This is a genomic window from Aquabacterium humicola, from assembly GCF_030167915.1.
In the GTDB taxonomy this organism is placed as follows: domain Bacteria; phylum Pseudomonadota; class Gammaproteobacteria; order Burkholderiales; family Burkholderiaceae_C; genus Pseudaquabacterium; species Pseudaquabacterium humicola.
The window spans coordinates 1053745-1070072 of sequence record NZ_JARGNB010000002.1 but is presented as its reverse complement, the minus strand read 5'-3'; the positions used below and the strand labels follow the sequence as shown (position 1 = coordinate 1070072).

Sequence of the window (16328 nt, the reverse complement as noted above, 5' to 3'; positions counted from 1 at the left end):
TCCTGCCGGCGATCCTGCGGGCGTCCTTCGGGCAATCGCTTGCAAGCCTTACCGGCCGCGACCGGGGCCCTGCGCTAAGCTCGCCGGCCCTGTCGCCGCCCGTCAAGCCGATGCCCGTTGTCCGCCGCCTGCTCGCCGCCCTCGCGCTGATGTTGACCGTCGGCAGTGCCGGCGCGCAGGTGTCGTCGAGCCCGGCCGGCTGCGAGGTGCTGTGGCAGCTGACGCCGCACTGGGCCGCTGGTGGCCAGCCGACGCGCATCGAGCTGCAGCTGGCGATCGACGGCGCGGCGCCGGTGAAGCAGGTGCCGGCCGACGACGCACCGGGCCTGCTGATCGGCCCGCGGCAACTGGCGTTCGCAGGGCGCGCGCTGCTCGCGCTGCCGCCGGCGCTCGCCGGCCGGGCCTCGCTGCAGATGTGCCTGCAGGTCGACGGGCTGGACAAGGACCAGCGCATCGCCAGCAGCCTGCATCCGAGGCTCGGCGACGAGCGCCTGCTGCGCTGGCAGGGGCCGCCGGCGCTCGCGCGCGAGATCGTGGTGGCGATCGGCGCGTGGTCGACGCTCGAGCGCGGCGCCGGGGACCACGCGCTGGAGGTGCTGGTGCCGGCCGGGCTGCGCGCCGAGACCGCCCAGGCGCTGGCCGATGCGGCGGGGCGTGCCGTCGGCCAGCCGCGGCAGTTCTGGGGCCTGGCCGCCCCGGAACGCGGGGCCTGGCTCGTCGTGCTGGCCGGCAACGACGGCACCGGCCCACCGCTCGCGATGGGCCAGCACGATGCGCTGCTGCTGCGCCTGCCGCCCGCCTCGGCCGCCTCGACCGATGCGGTCGCCGTGACCGCGGCGACAGAGCTGCTGATGGCCCAGGCCATGCAGCGCGGCGTGTTCCGCGAGCGCTTCGGCCCGGTCGCCTTCGCGCCGCGCGGCGACGACGCACCGAGCGCGTGGTTCAGCGACGGGTTCAGCCTGTTCTACGCACTGCGCCTGCGTGCGGCCGGCGGCCCGTGGTCGGTGGACGAGCTGGCCGACGCGTGGACGATGTTGTGGCAGCAGGGCGGGTCGCCGGCGGCGTTGCCCTGGCTGGCGGCGCACTGGCACAGTGCGCTGATCGCCGGCGGCCGCGCCGGGGGTCTCGATGCCGTGCTGCACCGCCTGCTGCTGCCGGCGAAGGCACGCGGCGGCGCCCTGCCCTTCGGGCCGCTGAGCCAGCCGCTGGCGCCCCACCGGCTGCAGGCCGCGCTGCGACCGCTGTTCGGCGAGCAGATGCGGGCCGACCTGCAGCGTTTCGCCGAAGCCGGCGCAGCGCCGGGCGCGGCGTCGCTCGGCCCCTGCTTCGAGGTCGACGCCGCGGCGCGGCGCATCAGCGCAGCTCGCGGCGCCGCTTCCGCCGGCGATTGCCAGGCCTGGCTCGGCACCGGCCGCCACGCGGCGGCCGCGGCCGCCGCCGATGCGCAGGCCCCGAGGGCCGCGGCCGGCAAGGCGACGAAGACCGCGCGATCGGCCAGGGCGACGAGCTCGGCCAAGGCCGCGCCGGCCGCCAGGCCGGCCAAGGCGGCGCCGAAACGCCGCAAGCGCTAGCGCACAAACGGTGCGGCAGCCCGCGCCGCGCAGCAGCGGCTCAGTGCACCCAGCGCAGGTCGGTGACGACGATCGGGCCGTGGCGCCCGACGACGAGCGTGTGTTCGTACTGCGCCGTCAGCGCGCCGGCCGGGCCGACCAACGTCCAGCCATCGCCGGTCTCGACCGCGGCCCGCGCCTTCGTCGACAGGAAGGGTTCGATCGTGAACACCTGGCCGGCCTGCATCGTGCGGCGGTCGCGCGGCTCGTGGTAGCCGGTGATCTCGGTGGGCTCCTCGTGCAGCGCGCCGCCGACGCCATGGCTGCACAGGTTGCGCACGATGCGCAGGCCGCTGGCGCGCGCCACGCGCTCGATCGCCGCGCCGATGCGGTTGAATTTCGCGCCCGGCTTCACTTCGGCCAGCGCCGCGTCCAGCGCCGCGCGTGTCGCGAAGCGCACCCGCTTCTTCGCCGGGCTGTCCGGTGGCACGACGGTGCTGGCACCGGTGTCGGCAAAGAAACCCTCCAGCCGGGCGGAGACGTCGATGTTCACCATGTCGCCCGCGCGCAGCACCCGCGCGCCGGGAATGCCGTGCGCGATCTCCTCGTTGACGCTGATGCAGGTGGCGCCGGGAAAGCCGTAGGCCAGGCGCGGGGCCGGTTCGGCGCCCGCGTCGGCGAGCCAGCGCTCGCCCAGCGCGTCGAGCTCGTCGGTGCGCATGCCCGGCTCGATCGCCGCGGCCATGCGGCGCAGCACATCGGCCACCGTGCGGCCCGCGCGCTGCAGGCCCTCGAGTTCTTCTTGGGTGTGGATCGTCATCGCCGTGGGGTTCCTCAGGTGCGCAGCAGCGCGGGCAGTTGCTTCATGTGGTCGAACAGGGTCTCGGCACCGGCGTCGCGCAGGCGCTCGGCCGGCGTCATCGCGGCATAGCCCAGCACGCGCATGCCGGCGGCGCGCGCGGCCTTCACGCCGGTCGGGCTGTCCTCGATCACGATGCACTCGGCAGGCGCCGCGCCCATCGTGCGCGCGGCATGCAGGAACAGGTCGGGCGCCGGCTTCGGACGGGACACGTCGTCGGCGCTGAACAGGCGGTCCTCGAAGTGCGGCAGCAGCCCGGTGTGGCCGAGCGTGAAGCGCATCTTTTCCTTCGGGCCGTTCGACGCCACGCAGTAGCGCGCGCCCAGGCCGCGGATCACGTCGTGCACGCCGTCGACGGCCTGCAGGTCGCTGCGGAAGGCGTCGAACGAGCGGGCGCCGAAGCGGGCGATGAAGTCGCCGGGCACCGGCCGCTCGATCAGCCGCTCGACGATGTCCAGCAGCACCGCTTCCGAGGTGCCCATGAAATGCGCGAAGGCCTGTTCCAGCGTTAGTTCGACACCTTCGTCGGCCAGCGTCTGCCGCAGGGCTTCATGACAGAGCCGCTCGCTGTCGACCAGCACGCCGTCGCAGTCGAAGATCACCAGCGCGGCGGACGGGGAATTGACCAATGACATGGGCGGCATTGTCGCCGCACCGATCCGGGGCTAACGCGCCTTCATCACCTTGACCACCGGATCGTCCCAGGCCGTCGCCACCACCGGCCGGCCCCAGAGCTCGATCGCCACCGGCGTGCCGGCATGCACCGCCTGCGCGGCCTCCCCGCGCACGTAGCCCAGGCCGACGCAGCGGCCGGCCGCGAGGCTCCAGCCGGCCGACGACAGCTCGCCGACCGGACGGCCGTCGATGAGGATGGACTCACCGCCCCAGGCCCAGGCCTCGCGGTCGTCGAGGATGAAGGACAGCAGCTTCTTCGCCGGCGGCTTGCCGTGCAGGGCGAGCAGCGCGTCACGGCCGGTGAAGCCCGGCTTGTCCAGCGCGACGCCGGCCCACAGCCCCGCTTCGTGCGGCGTGTCGTCCGGCCCCAGCTCGGCGCCCCAGGCGCGCCGACCCGCCTCGATGCGCAGCGCATCCAGCGCGTAGTAGCCGGCATCGACCAGGCCGCTGACGCGACCGTGCACGTGGTCCAGGCCGATCTGCAGCCCGGCCTCGTGCAGCACCGCGTCGACATGGCGCGCCATCTCCACCGGCACGTACAGCTCGTAGCCCGGCCCGCCGACGTAGCTCATGCGCGCCGCGCGCACCCGCGCCAGGCCGACGTCGACCAGCTTCGTCGTCGAGAACTTCAGCGCCGCCGGGGACAGGTCGTCGGGGCAGACCTGCGCCAGCAGCTCGGCCGCGCGCGGCCCCATCAGCGACAGCACGCACCACAACGCGCTGACATCGTCGAGCACCGCATGCTCGTGCGGGTGCACCTGGCGGCCGATCCATTCGAGGTCGCGGGTCACCTGCGCAGAGCCGGTGACGATCAGGAAACGCTCGCCGAAGCGGTCAGGTTCCAGCCGCATCACCGTCAGGTCGCTCTCGAAGCCGCCGCGGGCATTGAGCACCGCGCTGTAGACCATGCGGCCGGGCTCGACATCGGCATTCGCCGCGCAGGTGCGCTGCAGCACCGCCAGCGCATCGCGGCCGCGCAGCAGCAGCTTGCCGAAGCTGCTCTGGTCGTACAGCGCGACGCCTTCCCGCGTGGCGCGCATCTCGGCCTGCACCCACGGCAGCCAGCCGGGCATGCCCAACGTCGGCGCCGGCGTGCCTTCGCCCGCGGGCCGGACATAGTTGACCCGCTCCCAGCCGAACTTCGAGCCGAACTCGGCGCCGCGCGCGGCCAGCGCGTCGTACAGCGGCGAGGTGCGCAGCGGCCGCGCGGTGACCAGCTCCTGGCGCGGCCAGCGCATCGCGTAATGCAGCCCCAGCGTCTCGGCGGTGCGTTCGGCCAGCAGCCGCCGGTTGCCCATGAACGGGCCGAAGCGGCGGATGTCGACGTCCCAGAAGTCGCCCGGCGCTTCGCCCTCGGCAATCCAGTCGGCGATCAGCCGGCCCGCGCCGCCGCTGTTGGCGATGCCGGCGGAGTTGAAGCCGGCGCAGACGAAGTAGCCGTCCAGCCCGGGCGCGGCACCGAGGATGAAGTTGCCGTCCGGCGTGAAGCTCTCGGGGCCGTTCAGCAGCAGCTTGATCTCCGCGGTCTCCAGGCCCGGCGTGCGGTGCAGCGCGTTGTTCATCAGGATCTCGAACTGGTCCCAGTCCTCGCCCAGCAGCTGGAACTGGAAGGTCGACGGGATCGGGTCGACGCGCCACGGCTTGGCCTCGGGCTCGAAGCCGCCCATCACCAGGCCGCCGACCTCTTCCTTGTAGTAGATGAAGCCGTCGGGGTCGCGCATCACCGGCAGCATCGGGTGCACGCCGTCGACGCGGCCGGTGACGATGTAGAAATGCTCGGCCGAATACAGCGGCACGTTGACGCCGGCCAGCACGCCGAACTGCCGCGCCCACTGGCCGGCGCAGTTGACGAGGGTCTCGCAACCGATCTCCTGCTCGACCGCATCGGCCCCGCTGCCGCGGCGCACGCGCACGCCGGTCACCCGCCGGCCGCCCTCGCCCCTCGTGCTGCGCACCGCCAGCACCTCGACGTCCTCGATGAGCTTCGCGCCGCCCATGCGCGCGCCCTTGGCCAGCGACATCGTCAGGTCCGCCGGGTTGGCCTTGCCGTCGCCGGGTATCCACAGCGCGCCCTGCAGGTCGTCGGTGCGCATCGGCGGCCACAGCTCGCCGGCGCGCTGCGGCGTGATCACCTCGACCTCGACGCCGAAGCTGCGCGCCAGCGCGGCCTGCTTGTGCAGCGTCTGCATGCGCTCGGGCGTGCGCGCGACGTTGACGCTGCCGCAGGGCTTCCAGCCGGTCGCCAGGCCCGTCTCGGCCTCCAGCGACGCGTACAGCGCGATGCCGTACTGGCTCATGCGCGTCATCGCGCGGTTGGGCCGCATCTGCCCGACCAGCCCCGCGGCATGCCAGGTGGTGCCGCAGGTCAGCTTGCCCTGCTCCAGCAGCAGCACGTCGCGGAAGCCGCGCTTCGTCAGGTGGTAGGCGGTCGAGCAGCCGGCGATGCCGCCGCCGACGACGATGACCTGGGCAAACGAGGGCAGGTCCATGAAGCGCGCCTCCGGGCGATTCGGGATGGCCTGCATCCTAGGGGGTGTTGAAGCACGTGTTCGGCGCGCCCGTCCCGCTTGGGACGCTTTTGCAACGCCCGCTTCGAACAATCGCGGCCACGACCTCCACCCCTCGAAAGGCCCACGCCATGAACGCCCTGCCGTCCCTCGTCCGTCGCCTCGGCCCCGTGCTCGCGGCGACCGCCCTCGCCACGCCGTTCGCCGCGCCGATGAACGCCATTGCCGGGCCCTCGCTGCTCGTCAACGGCAGCTTCGAGGCCGACGTCATCGCCAACAACACCTGGCAGGTGCAAGCCTCGTGGACCGGCTGGCAGGGCGAGCCGACCATCGAGCTGCGCCACCAGAACTTCGGGCTCGCGCAGGACGGGCTGCAGTTCGTCGAGCTCGACACCTTCGGCAACAGCGGCATGCACCAGGACGTCGCGACGGCCGCCGGCGAGCACTACACGCTGAGCTGGTGGTACTCGCCGCGCCCCACGGTGGCCGCGCCGTCGAACCCGATCGAGGTCTACTGGAACGACCAGCTGCTGATGACCAATGGCGGCAGCGGCGTGGGCATCGGCGCGCACCAGTGGCAGCTGTTCACCTTCGACGTGATCGGCACCGGCGGCCTGGACCGCGTGCGCTTCCTGGCCACCGGCACGTCCGACTCGATCGGCGGCTCGCTCGACAACGTCGCGCTGGTCGGCGCCCCCGCCGCGGTGCCCGAGCCGGCCGCGCCGGCGCTGGTGCTGGCCGCGCTCACCGCGCTCGGCTTCGCGTCGCGCAACCGTCGCGACCGCCGCGACCGCTGACCCTCCCGCCTGCCCGCCCGGCGCACTTCGGGGTCGCGCCGGGCCTTCCGCTTGCTCCACAATCGCCGCTCCACGACCCCAACCCCCATTGCGCGATGAAGCAGGCCTTGTTGGTGATCGACGTCCAGGCGGGACTCTTCGACGGTGAACGCCAGCCCGGCGACGGCACCGCGGTGGTCGAACGCATCAACGCGCTGGCCGACCGCGCCCGCGCCGCCGGCGTGCCGGTGATCTACGTGCAGCACGAGCGAGAAGGGTCGCCGCTGGAATACGGCGCGCCCGGCTGGGCGCTGGCCAAGGGGCTGACAGCCCGGCCCGGCGACCCGCGGCTGCGCAAGACCACGCCCGACACCTTCCACCACACCCGGCTGGAGCCGCTGCTGCAGGAGCAGGACATCCGCCACTTGGTGATCTGCGGTTATGCCAGCGAGTTCTGCGTCGACACCACCACCCGCCGCGCCGCCGCGCTGGGTTACACGGTGACGCTGGCCGCCGATGCCCACACCACGCACGACAAGGACCACGCCAGCGCCGCGCAGATCCGCGCCCACGAGAACGCCACCTTGCCGAACCTGACGAGCTTCGGCCCGGTGATCCGCGCCGTGCCTGGCGCCGACATCCGCTTCGACTGACGTCGTGCCGGGCGAGGTCGCCGCACGCGCGGAATACGCGCGCCGCATGCAGCGCGTGCTCGAGCACATCGACGCCCACCTGGCCGAGCCGCTGGACCTGAAGGCGCTGGCAACGGTCGCTCACTTCTCGCCCTATCACTTCCACCGCCTGTTCGGCGCCTGGATGGGCCTGACCCTGGGCGACTACCTGCGCCACCGCCGCCTGGAAACCGCCGCGGCGCGCCTGCAGGCCGACCCGGCGCTGCCGGTGCTGACGGCCGCGCTCGACGTCGGCTTCGGTTCGGGCGAAGCCTTCAGCCGCGCCTTCCGCCAGCACTTCGGCAGCCCGCCCAGCACCTGGCGGCACCAGCACCCCGCGACGCAGGCGCCGCGCAAGGCCGATCAGGCGGTCGGCAATCCGGATCAGGCCGAAGGCAAGCCCGATCAGGCGCGGCCGCATGCCTGCCGCGACGATGGGCTTCCCTTCTACACCCTGGAGCTCACGAACATGGACGTACGCCTGATCGACCTGCCGCCCACCCGCATCGCCTACCTGCGCTACACCGGCCCCTACGGCCCGGCGCTGGGCGAATTTTTCGGCCGCGTCTTCATGCCCTGGGTGCACGCCCAAGGCCTGGGCGGCCGTACCACCTACGGCATTTCGCTGGACGACCCGTCAGTCACGCCGCCGTCCGAATGCCGCTGCGATTGCGCCGTCGAGGTCGACGACGGCTACCTGCCGCCCGGCGACGCGCACGTCACCACGCTGCCCGGCGGCCGGTATGCCGCGCTGCACTTCGAAGGCAGCGGGGCCGAGATCGGCGCCGCGTGGAAGGCGATCTTCGGCCAGTGGCTGCCGGCCAGCGGCTACCAGGTCGACCAGCGGCCGTGCTTCGAGCGCTACCTGCCGGAGCAACTGGCCCGGATGCAGGGCCAGGGCTTCGTGTGCGACATCTGCATCCCGGTGGTACCGCTGTAGCCGTCGACGGATCGCCCCGGGCTTCGGGGGCTTCCCCGCTGTCAGCGCCCGCTAACCGGACGTTACAGTGCCGGATGGCCAGCCCGTTCGGGCATTGAATGCATCGCGACTCCATCTTCCGCGACGGACAGCAGCGGCAACCCTACCAGGACGAGCTGCTGAGCCGCCTGCTGCGCTCGTGCTTCGGCGACATCGACGAGACCGCCATCGCGCTGCTGCGCCAGCACCTGGAGTGGGTGGAGATCGCCGGCGGGCAGACCCTGATCGAGCAGGGCGAGCCCGGGGATTCGATGTACCTGCTGGTCAGCGGCCGGCTGCGGGCCTACGTGCGCAACGACGACAACGGCAACGGCCATGGCCGCAGCGGCGCATCGTCCACCTCGCCCGGCGGCCAGCGCATGCTCGGCGAGATCACCCGCGGCCAGATCGTCGGCGAGATGAGCCTCTACACCGACGAGCCGCGCATGGCCACGGTCGTCGCGATCCGCGACTCGGTGCTGGTCAAGCTGGGCAAGGAAGCCTTCGACCGCCTGCTGGCCAGCAGCGCGCAGGTGTCGGTGGCGCTGACGCGGCAGATCATCCAGCGGCTGAAGCAGGCGCATCAGAACGCGCCCACCGTGTTCGTGCGGCCGATCACCATCGGTCTGCTGCCGATCAGCCCCGGCATCGACCTCGCCGAGCTCGGCGCGCAGCTGGCCGCGCAGCTGCAGCGCCTGGGTCGCGTCGAGGTCATCGACGCGCTGCGCATCGACGAGGAGCTCAATGCGCCCGAGGCCACGCTGGGCCCCGGCGCGATGGTCGACCTGCAGCGCCGCATGACACTGTTCCTCGACCGCGTCGAGGCCGACGCCGACTTCGTGCTGCTGCTCGGCGATGCGCTGCCCACCGCGTGGACCGAACGCTGCTGCCGCGATGCCGACGAGCTGCTGCTGCTGGCCGACGCGTCGCAGCCGCCGGCGATCCATTCGAACGAGAAGGCCTGCCTGCTGAACCGGCCGGCCCGCACCGAGGTGGCCGAGGTGCTGGTGCTGCTGCATGCCGCCGATGCGCCGGTGCCGGTGAATACGCGCGCGTGGCTGGACCGCCGGCCCGTCGCCGACCACTGGCACATCCGCCCGGCGCTGGAGCGCGACCTCGCCCGGCTGGCGCGCCTGCTGAGCCGCACCGCCACCGGCCTGGTGCTGGCCGGCGGCGGCGCCCGGGGCCTGGCGCACCTGGGCGTCTACCGCGCGCTGCAGGAGCAGGGCATCGAGGTCGATTGCGTCGGCGGCACCAGCATCGGCGCGGTGATGGCCACCTACGTGGCGTCCGACCGTCCCTGGGCGCAGGTGATGGCCAACGCGCGCCGCGCCTTCAGCACCAACCCCACCGGCGACTGGAATCCGCTGCCCTGGCTGTCGCTGTTCCGCGGCCGGCGGCTGAAACAGATCCTCGAGGTCGCGGTGCGCGACCTGCTGGGCGGCGATGCCGACGTCGAGGACCTGTGGAAGACCTGGTTCTGCGTCACGACGAACTACACCCATGCGCGCGAGCAGGTGCTGCGCCGCGGCCGGCTGGTCAAGGCGCTGCTGGCGAGCACCGCGATCCCCGGCGCGCTGCCGCCGGTGCTGCACGAAGGCGAGCTGCTGTGCGACGGCGGCAGCTTCAACAACTTCCCGGTCGACGTGATGCGCGCGCAGCGCGGCATTGGCCGCGTGATCGGCATCGACCTCGACTTCCGCCAGCCGCTGCGCGTCGACCTCGACGACGTGCCGGGCGGCTGGGCGCTGTTCGTCGACAGCTTCCGCCCGCTGCGCCAGCGCCGCTACCGGCTGCCCTCGCTGGCCGCCTACCTGATGACGGTGATGGTGCTGTACAGCATCTCGCGCAGCCGCCGTTCGCGTGCGCTGACTGACCTGTACTTCAACCCGCCGCTGGACCGCGTCGGCCTGCTGCAGTGGCACCGCTTCGACCGCATCGTGCAGCGCGGCTACGACCACGCGATCAACGTGCTGGGCGAGCAGGCCAAGGCCGCGGCAGCGATGCCCAGACCACCCGACGCGAACGACCTGAGCTGAAGAGCAGCGCCGAATCGGGGCACACTGCGCCCAACGCGGCGCCGTCGACGTGCACCGCAGGGGAGATTCGCCATGATCATCGCCATCTGGATCATCACGCTCGTGCTGCTGGCACTGTGGTCGGTGGCCGGCTGGGGGCTCTACGCCTTGCTCGCCAGCGGCACGCAGTGGATCGGAGACCTGAAGCCGCTGCTCGAGCAGATCCCGAACGCCGCCATCGTCGAGCGCTGGATTCCCGGCTGGATCGACGCGCTGAGGCTGATGCTCGACACGATGCAGGCGCTGTTCGCCTGGCTCGGCGGCGCCGCGCCCGTGCTGGTGTGGCTGATCTGGGGCGTCGGCACCAGCGTGCTGCTGCTGCTGGCGCTGGTCCTGACCATGGTCGTCGCGCTGATCCGCAAGAGCACGCCGCCGCCGACACCGCCGCAGCAGCCGAGCGCCGCCTGAAAGTCAAGCGCCGCTGTTCAGCCCGCGGCCGCTCGTCGACAGCACATGGCGGAAGGCCTTGCGCAGCCGGTACAGCTGCGCGGGCCGGTGCGCCCCGCCGGCGGTGAAGGCCCCGTCGATCGGCTCGACGATGCCCAGCTCGTCGATCTTGCGGCGGAAGCTCACCTTGTTGACCGGCTCGCCGAGCACCGCTTCGTAGGCCGCCTGCAGCTGCGGCAGGGTGAAGCGCTCGCCGCACAGATGCACCGGCAGCGACGAGTACTGGGCCTTGGCGCGCACGCGGGCGACCGCATGATCGACGATCTGGCGGTGGTCGAAGGGCAGCGCAGGCAGCCGCTCGACCGGCTTCCACGTCGCGGCCTCGGCCGGCGGGGGCAGCGCGGCCTCGGGCACCAGCGCGACGTAGGCGATCGAGACCGACCAGCCGCGCGGGTCGCGCGCCGCGCCGGAGAAGGTGGCCAGCTGCTCGAGGTACGGACTGCGGACGCCGGCCTTGTCGCGCAGCACACGGGCGGCGGCATCGGCCGCATCGAGGTCGGCCTGCGCATGGATGTAGCCGCCGGGCAGCGCCAGCGCGCCGGCAAAAGGCTCCGCGGCGCGGCGGTGCAGCAGCACCTGCAGGTCGCCGTCGCGCAGCGTGAGCAGCACGACGTCGACGGTGCACAGCACGTTGGGGTGTTCACGCGCCACGCTGGCGTTTCCTTTGTTCAGCTACGTTTGCAACGAAGCGACTATACCGCTCGACAAGGAAATCACGGTTACTTAGTTGCATTATTGATCTAACAAGCCTAGAGTCCGGCCAACGAACCGAGGAATCCGACCATGAGCCGCCTCCCCCGCACCCACCTGCTGATCATCGACCCGCAGAACGATTTCTGCGACCTGCCCGCCGAGGGCGCGAACCAGCCCGCGCTGCCGGTGGCCGGCGCGAACGCCGACATGCAGCGCCTGGCGCGCTTCATCGATGCCGCCGCGGCGCGGCTCGACGCGATCACCGTGACGCTGGACTCGCACCACCGCCTCGACATCGCCCACCCCGGCTTCTGGCGCACCGGGGACGGCGGGCCGGTGATGCCCTTCACCCCGATCACCGCCGCTGACGTGCGCAGCGGCCGCTTCCAACCGCGTGACGCCACGGCGCTGCCGCGCACCCTGGCCTACCTCGACGAGCTGGAAGCCCGCGGCCGCTACACGCTGATGGTGTGGCCTGTTCACTGCGAAATCGGCAGTTGGGGCCACAACGTGCACGACGCCGTGCGGGCCGCCTACAACCGCTGGGAGCTGCAGCACCAGGCCATCGTCGGCAAGGTGATGAAGGGCAGCAACCCGTGGACCGAGCACTACAGCGCCGTGCAGGCCGAAGTGCCCGAGCCCGGCGACGACCACACGCAGCTGAACCGCGCGCTGCTGGCCGAGCTGGACCGCGCCGAGACCATCCTGATCGCCGGCGAGGCCAGCAGCCACTGCGTGAAGGCCACCACCGAGCACATCGTCGAACACCTGCCCGGCGGCCGGCCCGAGCGCTTGGTGCTGCTGACCGACTGCATGAGCCCCGTCGGCGGCTTCGAGGCGCAGGCCGAGGGCTTCCTCGCCGCGATGCGCGCGCGCGGCGTGCGCACCGCGACCAGCGCCGAGGCGGCGGCGCTGACCGGTACCTGACGGTTCATGAAGCCTAACACCCGAAAGACACGAATGCCCTCCCCGATCACCAGCCTGCTCGAGACCGACCTCTACAAGTTCACGATGTGGCAGACCATGCTGCATCGCAACCCGCAGGCCCATGCCCGCTACCGCTTTGTCTGCCGCAACCAGCCCGCCTACCCGCTGGCGGAGCTGGTGCCCGACGTGAAGGCCGCGATCGACGAACTCTGCACGCTGCGCTTCCGTCGCGACGAGCTCGACTATCTGCGCGGCCTGCGCTTCATCAAGAGCGACTTCGTCGACTTCCTGCGCATCTTCCAGTTCCAGCGCGACTTCATCGACGTGCACGCCGACGGCGAGCGCCTGGTGGTCGAGGCCGCCGGCCCGCAGGTTCACGTGATGGGCTTCGAGATCTACGTGCTGGCGATCGTCAACGAGCTGTACTTCCGCCGCTTCGACACCGCCGCCGCGCTCGCCGAAGGCCGTCAGCGCCTGCAGGCGAAGATCGCGCAGCTGAAGGCCTTCAACCACGAGCCCGCGCGCCGCCACCCGTTCGAGTTCTTCGACTTCGGCCTGCGCCGGCGCTTCTCCGGCGCCTGGCACCGCGAGGTCGTGGCCACGCTGAAGGAACAGGTGCCCGAGACCTTCAAGGGCAGCTCCAACGTGCTGCTGGCGCGCGACCTCGGCCTGGTGCCCATCGGCACGATGGCCCACGAGTACCTGCAGAGCTATCAGGGCCTGGGCGTGCGCCTGCGCGACCACCAGAAGGCCGCGCTGGAGGACTGGGTGCAGGAATACCGCGGCGACCTGGGCGTCGCGCTGACCGACGTGGTCGGCATGGACGCCTTTCTCGCCGACTTCGACCTCTACTTCGCCAAGCTCTTCGACGGCCTGCGCCACGACTCCGGCGACCCGGTCGCGTGGGGCGAGAAGGCCCTCGCGCACTATGCGAAGCTGCGCATCGATGCCCACACCAAGCGCCTCGTCTTCAGCGACGGTCTCGACGTGCCGCGCGCCCTGGCGCTGTACCGCCACTTCGCCGACCGCGTGATGACCGGCTTCGGCATCGGCACCTCCTTGAGCAACGACGTGGGCCTGACCCCGCTGAACATCGTGATGAAGCTGATCGAATGCAACGGGCAGCCGGTGGCCAAGCTGTCGGACAGCCCGGGCAAGACGCTGTGCGAGGACGAGACCTTCCTGGCGTACCTGCGGCAGGTGTTCGGGGTGGCGCGATGAACATCACCCTCGCCCAGCTCAACCCCACCATCGGCGACATCGAAGGCAACGTCGCGAAGATCATAGTGGCCGCTCACGATGCGCGTCAGCACGGCGCCGAGCTGCTGGTCTGCCCCGAGCTGTCGCTGACCGGCTACTACCCGGGCGACCTGCTCGACGAGCCCGGCTTCATGCCGCGCGTGGCCGCCGGGCTCGATGCGCTGCTGCAGGCCTCGCGCGAACTGCCGGCGCTGTGCTGGGTGGTCGGCGCCCCGCGCCACCGGCCCGGCCCCGGCAAGCGGCTGCACAACGCGCTGCTGGTGCTGCAGGCCGGCGAGATCAAGCTCGAATACGCGAAGCAGCTGCTGCCGACCTACGACATCTTCGACGAGCGCCGCCACTTCGAACCCGGCCCGGATGTCGCGCGCGTGCTGCGCATCGGCGCCACGCAGGTCGGGCTGATGATCTGCGAGGACGGCTGGAACGACGAGGGCGAGGACTACATGGTCAACCCGTTCCAGCGCCTGGCCGACGCGGCGCCGGACCTCGTGGTGTCGATCAACGCCAGCCCGTCGAACGTCGGCAAGCGCGAGCAGCGCCACCGCATCTTCGGCGATGCCAGCCGGCGCCACGGGCTGCCGATCGTCTACGTCAACCAGATCGGCGGCCACGACCAGCTGGTGTACGACGGCGCCTCGTTCGCCGTCGAGCCGCGCGCGGGCGTGGTCTACGAGGCGAAGCGCTTCGTCGAGGACGTGACGACGCTGCGCTTCGACGCCGCCTCGGGCCGCTTCGCGCAGCTGGACGGCAGCCCCTTGCCGCCGGTGCCGGCCGCGGGCCTGCCGACGATGGCCTTCTACCAGGCGCAGATCCAGCTCGGGCTGGCGGACTACGCGCGGCGCTGCGGCTTCTCGCGCGTGGTGGTCGGCTCGTCCGGCGGCATCGACAGCGCGCTGACGCTGGCGCTGGCCGCGCAGGCGCTGGGGCCTGAGAACGTCGCGGCGGTGACGATGCCCTCGCGCTTCTCGTCGGCCGGCTCGGTCGACGATTCGGTGACCTTGTGCCGCAACCTCGGCATCGAGCTGCACACCCATCCGATCGCCGAGCTGGTGGCGGGTTATTCCGCCGGCTTCGACGCTGCGTTCGCGACGCCGCTCGAAGGCCTGCCGCTGGAGAACCTGCAGGCGCGCATCCGCGGCACGATCCTGATGGCCTACTCGAACCGCTTCGGGCACCTGCTGCTGACCACCGGCAACAAGAGCGAGGTGGCGGTGGGCTACTGCACCCTGTACGGCGACACCAACGGCGGCCTCGGGCTGCTGGGCGACCTGTACAAGACGGAGGTCTTCGCGCTGTCGCGCCATGTCAACGAGGCCGCGGGCCGCGAGCTGATCCCGGAGCCGATCCTCGTCAAGCCGCCGTCGGCCGAGCTGGCGCCCGGCCAGCGCGACACCGACAGCCTGCCGCCGTACGAGGTGCTCGACGAGATCCTGAAGGTGCTGGTCGAAGGCGAGCGCCTGGCCGCGCATGAACGCGCTTCAGCCGAGGCCTTCGTCGCCAGGCTGCGCGCGACGCCCGACGGCGCGGCGCTGGTCGACCGCATCCGCGGCATGATCGCGCGCAACGAATACAAGCGCCGGCAGTCGCCGCCGATCATCCGCGTGCGCTCTCGCGCCTTCGGCTTCGGCCGGCAGATGCCGATCGCCGCCAAGCACCACTGAGCCTTTCTCTGCCCGAACCCCGAAAGCCCTTCGTGACCACCGGACAACACCACGACGCCGCCGTCTTCATCGGCCGCTTCCAGCCCTTCCATTCCGGCCATGCGGCGCTGCTGCGCGCGGCGCTCGATGCGGCGCCGCTGTGCGTCGTGGTCATCGGCTCGGCCTTCCAGGCCCGCACGCCGAAGAACCCGTTCAGCTGGCAGGAGCGCGCCGAGATGTTCCGGCTGGCGCTGCCCGAAGAGCAGCGCGAGCGCCTGCGCTTCCTGCCGGTGCGCGACTACTACAACGAGGAGCGCTGGACGCAGCGCGTGCGCACCGGCGTGCATGCACTGCTGGCGCTGGCGGGCATCGAGAACCCGCGGGTGACGCTGGTCGGCCACTTCAAGGACGCCACCAGCGACTACCTGCGCGCCTTCCCCGGCTGGACGCTGCACAGCATCGACCGCAGCGGCCCGGTCGATGCCACCGGGCTGCGCGACGCCTACTTCGGCTGCGCGGGCGAGAACCTCGATGCGACGCTGGCCGCGCTGGTCGACCAGGCGCCGCCGTCGACCCTGGCGATGCTGCGCGCGTGGGCCGCGCTGCCGCAGTACCGGCTGCTGACCGCCGAGTGGCGCTTCATCCAGGCCTACCGCGAAGCGTGGTCCCAGGTGCCCTACCCGCCGGTCTTCGTCACCGTCGACGCGCTGGTGCGCTGCGGCGCCGAGGTGCTGCTGATCCGCCGCGGCGAAGCGCCGGGCAAGGGCCTCTACGCGCTGCCCGGCGGCTTCATCGACCCGCGCGAGACGGCCTGGCAATCGGCGCTGCGCGAGCTGAAGGAAGAGACCAAGCTGTCGCTGCTGGACGGCTCGATGCGCATGGCCCTGAAGGCCAACGTCGTCTTCGACCACCCCGACCGCAGCCAGCGCGGCCGCACGATCACCCACGCGTTCTACTTCGACCTCGGCGAGCGCGAGCGGCCCGAAGTGCTGGCCGGCGACGACGCGGCGCGGGTGGAATGGGTGCCGATCGAGCGCCTGGCCGGCCTGGAGGACCAGTTCCACGACGACCATTTCCACATGCTCGACCACTTCCTCGGGCTGACGGACGGTTGAGCCGCCGCCGGGCCGCCCCAAGGCGGCTCGCGCCCCCTCGGGAAGCCGGCGCATGTGACGAACTGCGGATTCCTGGGCACAGACGGCGGAAGTCCGAATTGACGGAGCGTGGGCTGCCGGCAACAGTCGCAGGCTTCATCCCATCCGCACGCCTGTTGCGGTGCGCCGCTAC

Annotated in this window: 14 protein-coding genes; 10 read left to right on the top strand and 4 right to left on the bottom strand. The window is 71.7% G+C overall.

What is annotated here, in order from left to right:
- Positions 1–110: 110 nt before the first annotated feature.
- Positions 111–1571, top strand: coding sequence for a hypothetical protein (locus P1K89_RS15170; protein ID WP_284617275.1), 1461 nt, complete (start codon positions 111–113; stop codon positions 1569–1571).
- Positions 1572–1611: 40 nt separating this feature from the next.
- Here P1K89_RS15170 and map read toward each other — a convergent pair whose 3' ends face one another.
- The 3 genes from map to P1K89_RS15155 are packed head-to-tail and all read right to left on the bottom strand — an operon-like array spanning position 1612 to position 5573.
- The gene (gene map / locus P1K89_RS15165) at positions 1612–2370 is read right to left on the bottom strand and encodes a type I methionyl aminopeptidase (protein ID WP_284617274.1); all 759 of its coding nucleotides are present in this window, start codon (positions 2368–2370) and stop codon (positions 1612–1614) included.
- Positions 2371–2384: 14 nt separating this feature from the next.
- Positions 2385–3044: an HAD family hydrolase gene (locus tag P1K89_RS15160; protein ID WP_284617273.1), complete on the bottom strand. Its 660-nt coding sequence runs from the start codon at positions 3042–3044 to the stop codon at positions 2385–2387.
- Positions 3045–3074: 30 nt separating this feature from the next.
- Positions 3075–5573, bottom strand: coding sequence for a GcvT family protein (locus tag P1K89_RS15155; protein WP_284617272.1), 2499 nt, complete (start codon positions 5571–5573; stop codon positions 3075–3077).
- A gap of 149 nt (positions 5574–5722) precedes the next feature.
- Between P1K89_RS15155 and P1K89_RS15150 the strand changes: the two genes are divergently transcribed.
- The 5 genes from P1K89_RS15150 (at position 5723) to P1K89_RS15130 (ending at position 10482) form a co-directional block, all read left to right on the top strand.
- Positions 5723–6388: a PEP-CTERM sorting domain-containing protein gene (locus P1K89_RS15150; protein WP_284617271.1), complete on the top strand. Its 666-nt coding sequence runs from the start codon at positions 5723–5725 to the stop codon at positions 6386–6388.
- A gap of 95 nt (positions 6389–6483) precedes the next feature.
- Entirely contained in the window at positions 6484–7020 is a 537-nt protein-coding gene (locus P1K89_RS15145) for a cysteine hydrolase family protein (protein WP_284617270.1), read from the top strand.
- A 4-nt stretch (positions 7021–7024) separates the two neighbouring features.
- A complete protein-coding gene (locus P1K89_RS15140) occupies positions 7025–7978 on the top strand; it encodes an AraC family transcriptional regulator (RefSeq protein ID WP_284617269.1) in 954 nt (317 codons plus the stop codon).
- A gap of 98 nt (positions 7979–8076) precedes the next feature.
- Positions 8077–10035 (top strand): patatin-like phospholipase family protein, encoded by a 1959-nt coding sequence (locus P1K89_RS15135; RefSeq protein WP_284617268.1) that lies wholly within the window; start codon positions 8077–8079, stop codon positions 10033–10035.
- A 72-nt stretch (positions 10036–10107) separates the two neighbouring features.
- On the top strand, positions 10108–10482 hold the full coding sequence (locus P1K89_RS15130) for a hypothetical protein (RefSeq protein WP_284617267.1): 375 nt from the start codon (positions 10108–10110) through the stop codon (positions 10480–10482).
- Between the two features lie 3 nt (positions 10483–10485).
- On the opposite strand, the gene P1K89_RS15125 is transcribed toward P1K89_RS15130, so the two are convergent.
- Positions 10486–11172, bottom strand: a complete 687-nt coding sequence (locus P1K89_RS15125; RefSeq protein ID WP_284617266.1) for an NUDIX hydrolase — start codon at positions 11170–11172, stop codon at positions 10486–10488.
- 132 nt (positions 11173–11304) lie between these two features.
- Between P1K89_RS15125 and P1K89_RS15120 the strand changes: the two genes are divergently transcribed.
- The 4 genes from P1K89_RS15120 to P1K89_RS15105 are packed head-to-tail and all read left to right on the top strand — an operon-like array spanning position 11305 to position 16156.
- Positions 11305–12141, top strand: a complete 837-nt coding sequence (locus tag P1K89_RS15120) for a cysteine hydrolase family protein (protein WP_284617265.1) — start codon at positions 11305–11307, stop codon at positions 12139–12141.
- A 33-nt stretch (positions 12142–12174) separates the two neighbouring features.
- The gene (gene pncB / locus P1K89_RS15115; RefSeq protein WP_284617264.1) at positions 12175–13362 is read left to right on the top strand and encodes a nicotinate phosphoribosyltransferase; all 1188 of its coding nucleotides are present in this window, start codon (positions 12175–12177) and stop codon (positions 13360–13362) included.
- Positions 13359–15062 carry an NAD+ synthase gene (locus tag P1K89_RS15110; RefSeq protein WP_284617263.1) on the top strand — a complete coding sequence of 568 codons (1704 nt, stop codon included), beginning with the start codon at positions 13359–13361 and terminating at the stop codon, positions 15060–15062. Before pncB ends, P1K89_RS15110 begins: the two co-directional genes overlap by 4 nt.
- A 32-nt stretch (positions 15063–15094) precedes the next feature.
- The gene (locus P1K89_RS15105; RefSeq protein WP_284617262.1) at positions 15095–16156 is read left to right on the top strand and encodes a bifunctional nicotinamide-nucleotide adenylyltransferase/Nudix hydroxylase; all 1062 of its coding nucleotides are present in this window, start codon (positions 15095–15097) and stop codon (positions 16154–16156) included.
- Positions 16157–16328 lie beyond the last annotated feature (172 nt).

Coding starts and splice junctions, on each gene's coding strand:
- P1K89_RS15170 (WP_284617275.1), top strand. CDS start 111: ATGCCCGTTGTCCGCCGCCTGCTCGCCGCCCTCGCGCTGATGTTGACC.
- map (WP_284617274.1), bottom strand. CDS start 2,370: ATGACGATCCACACCCAAGAAGAACTCGAGGGCCTGCAGCGCGCGGGC.
- P1K89_RS15160 (WP_284617273.1), bottom strand. CDS start 3,044: ATGTCATTGGTCAATTCCCCGTCCGCCGCGCTGGTGATCTTCGACTGC.
- P1K89_RS15155 (WP_284617272.1), bottom strand. CDS start 5,573: ATGGACCTGCCCTCGTTTGCCCAGGTCATCGTCGTCGGCGGCGGCATC.
- P1K89_RS15150 (WP_284617271.1), top strand. CDS start 5,723: ATGAACGCCCTGCCGTCCCTCGTCCGTCGCCTCGGCCCCGTGCTCGCG.
- P1K89_RS15145 (WP_284617270.1), top strand. CDS start 6,484: ATGAAGCAGGCCTTGTTGGTGATCGACGTCCAGGCGGGACTCTTCGAC.
- P1K89_RS15135 (WP_284617268.1), top strand. CDS start 8,077: ATGCATCGCGACTCCATCTTCCGCGACGGACAGCAGCGGCAACCCTAC.
- P1K89_RS15130 (WP_284617267.1), top strand. CDS start 10,108: ATGATCATCGCCATCTGGATCATCACGCTCGTGCTGCTGGCACTGTGG.
- P1K89_RS15120 (WP_284617265.1), top strand. CDS start 11,305: ATGAGCCGCCTCCCCCGCACCCACCTGCTGATCATCGACCCGCAGAAC.
- pncB (WP_284617264.1), top strand. CDS start 12,175: ATGCCCTCCCCGATCACCAGCCTGCTCGAGACCGACCTCTACAAGTTC.
- P1K89_RS15110 (WP_284617263.1), top strand. CDS start 13,359: ATGAACATCACCCTCGCCCAGCTCAACCCCACCATCGGCGACATCGAA.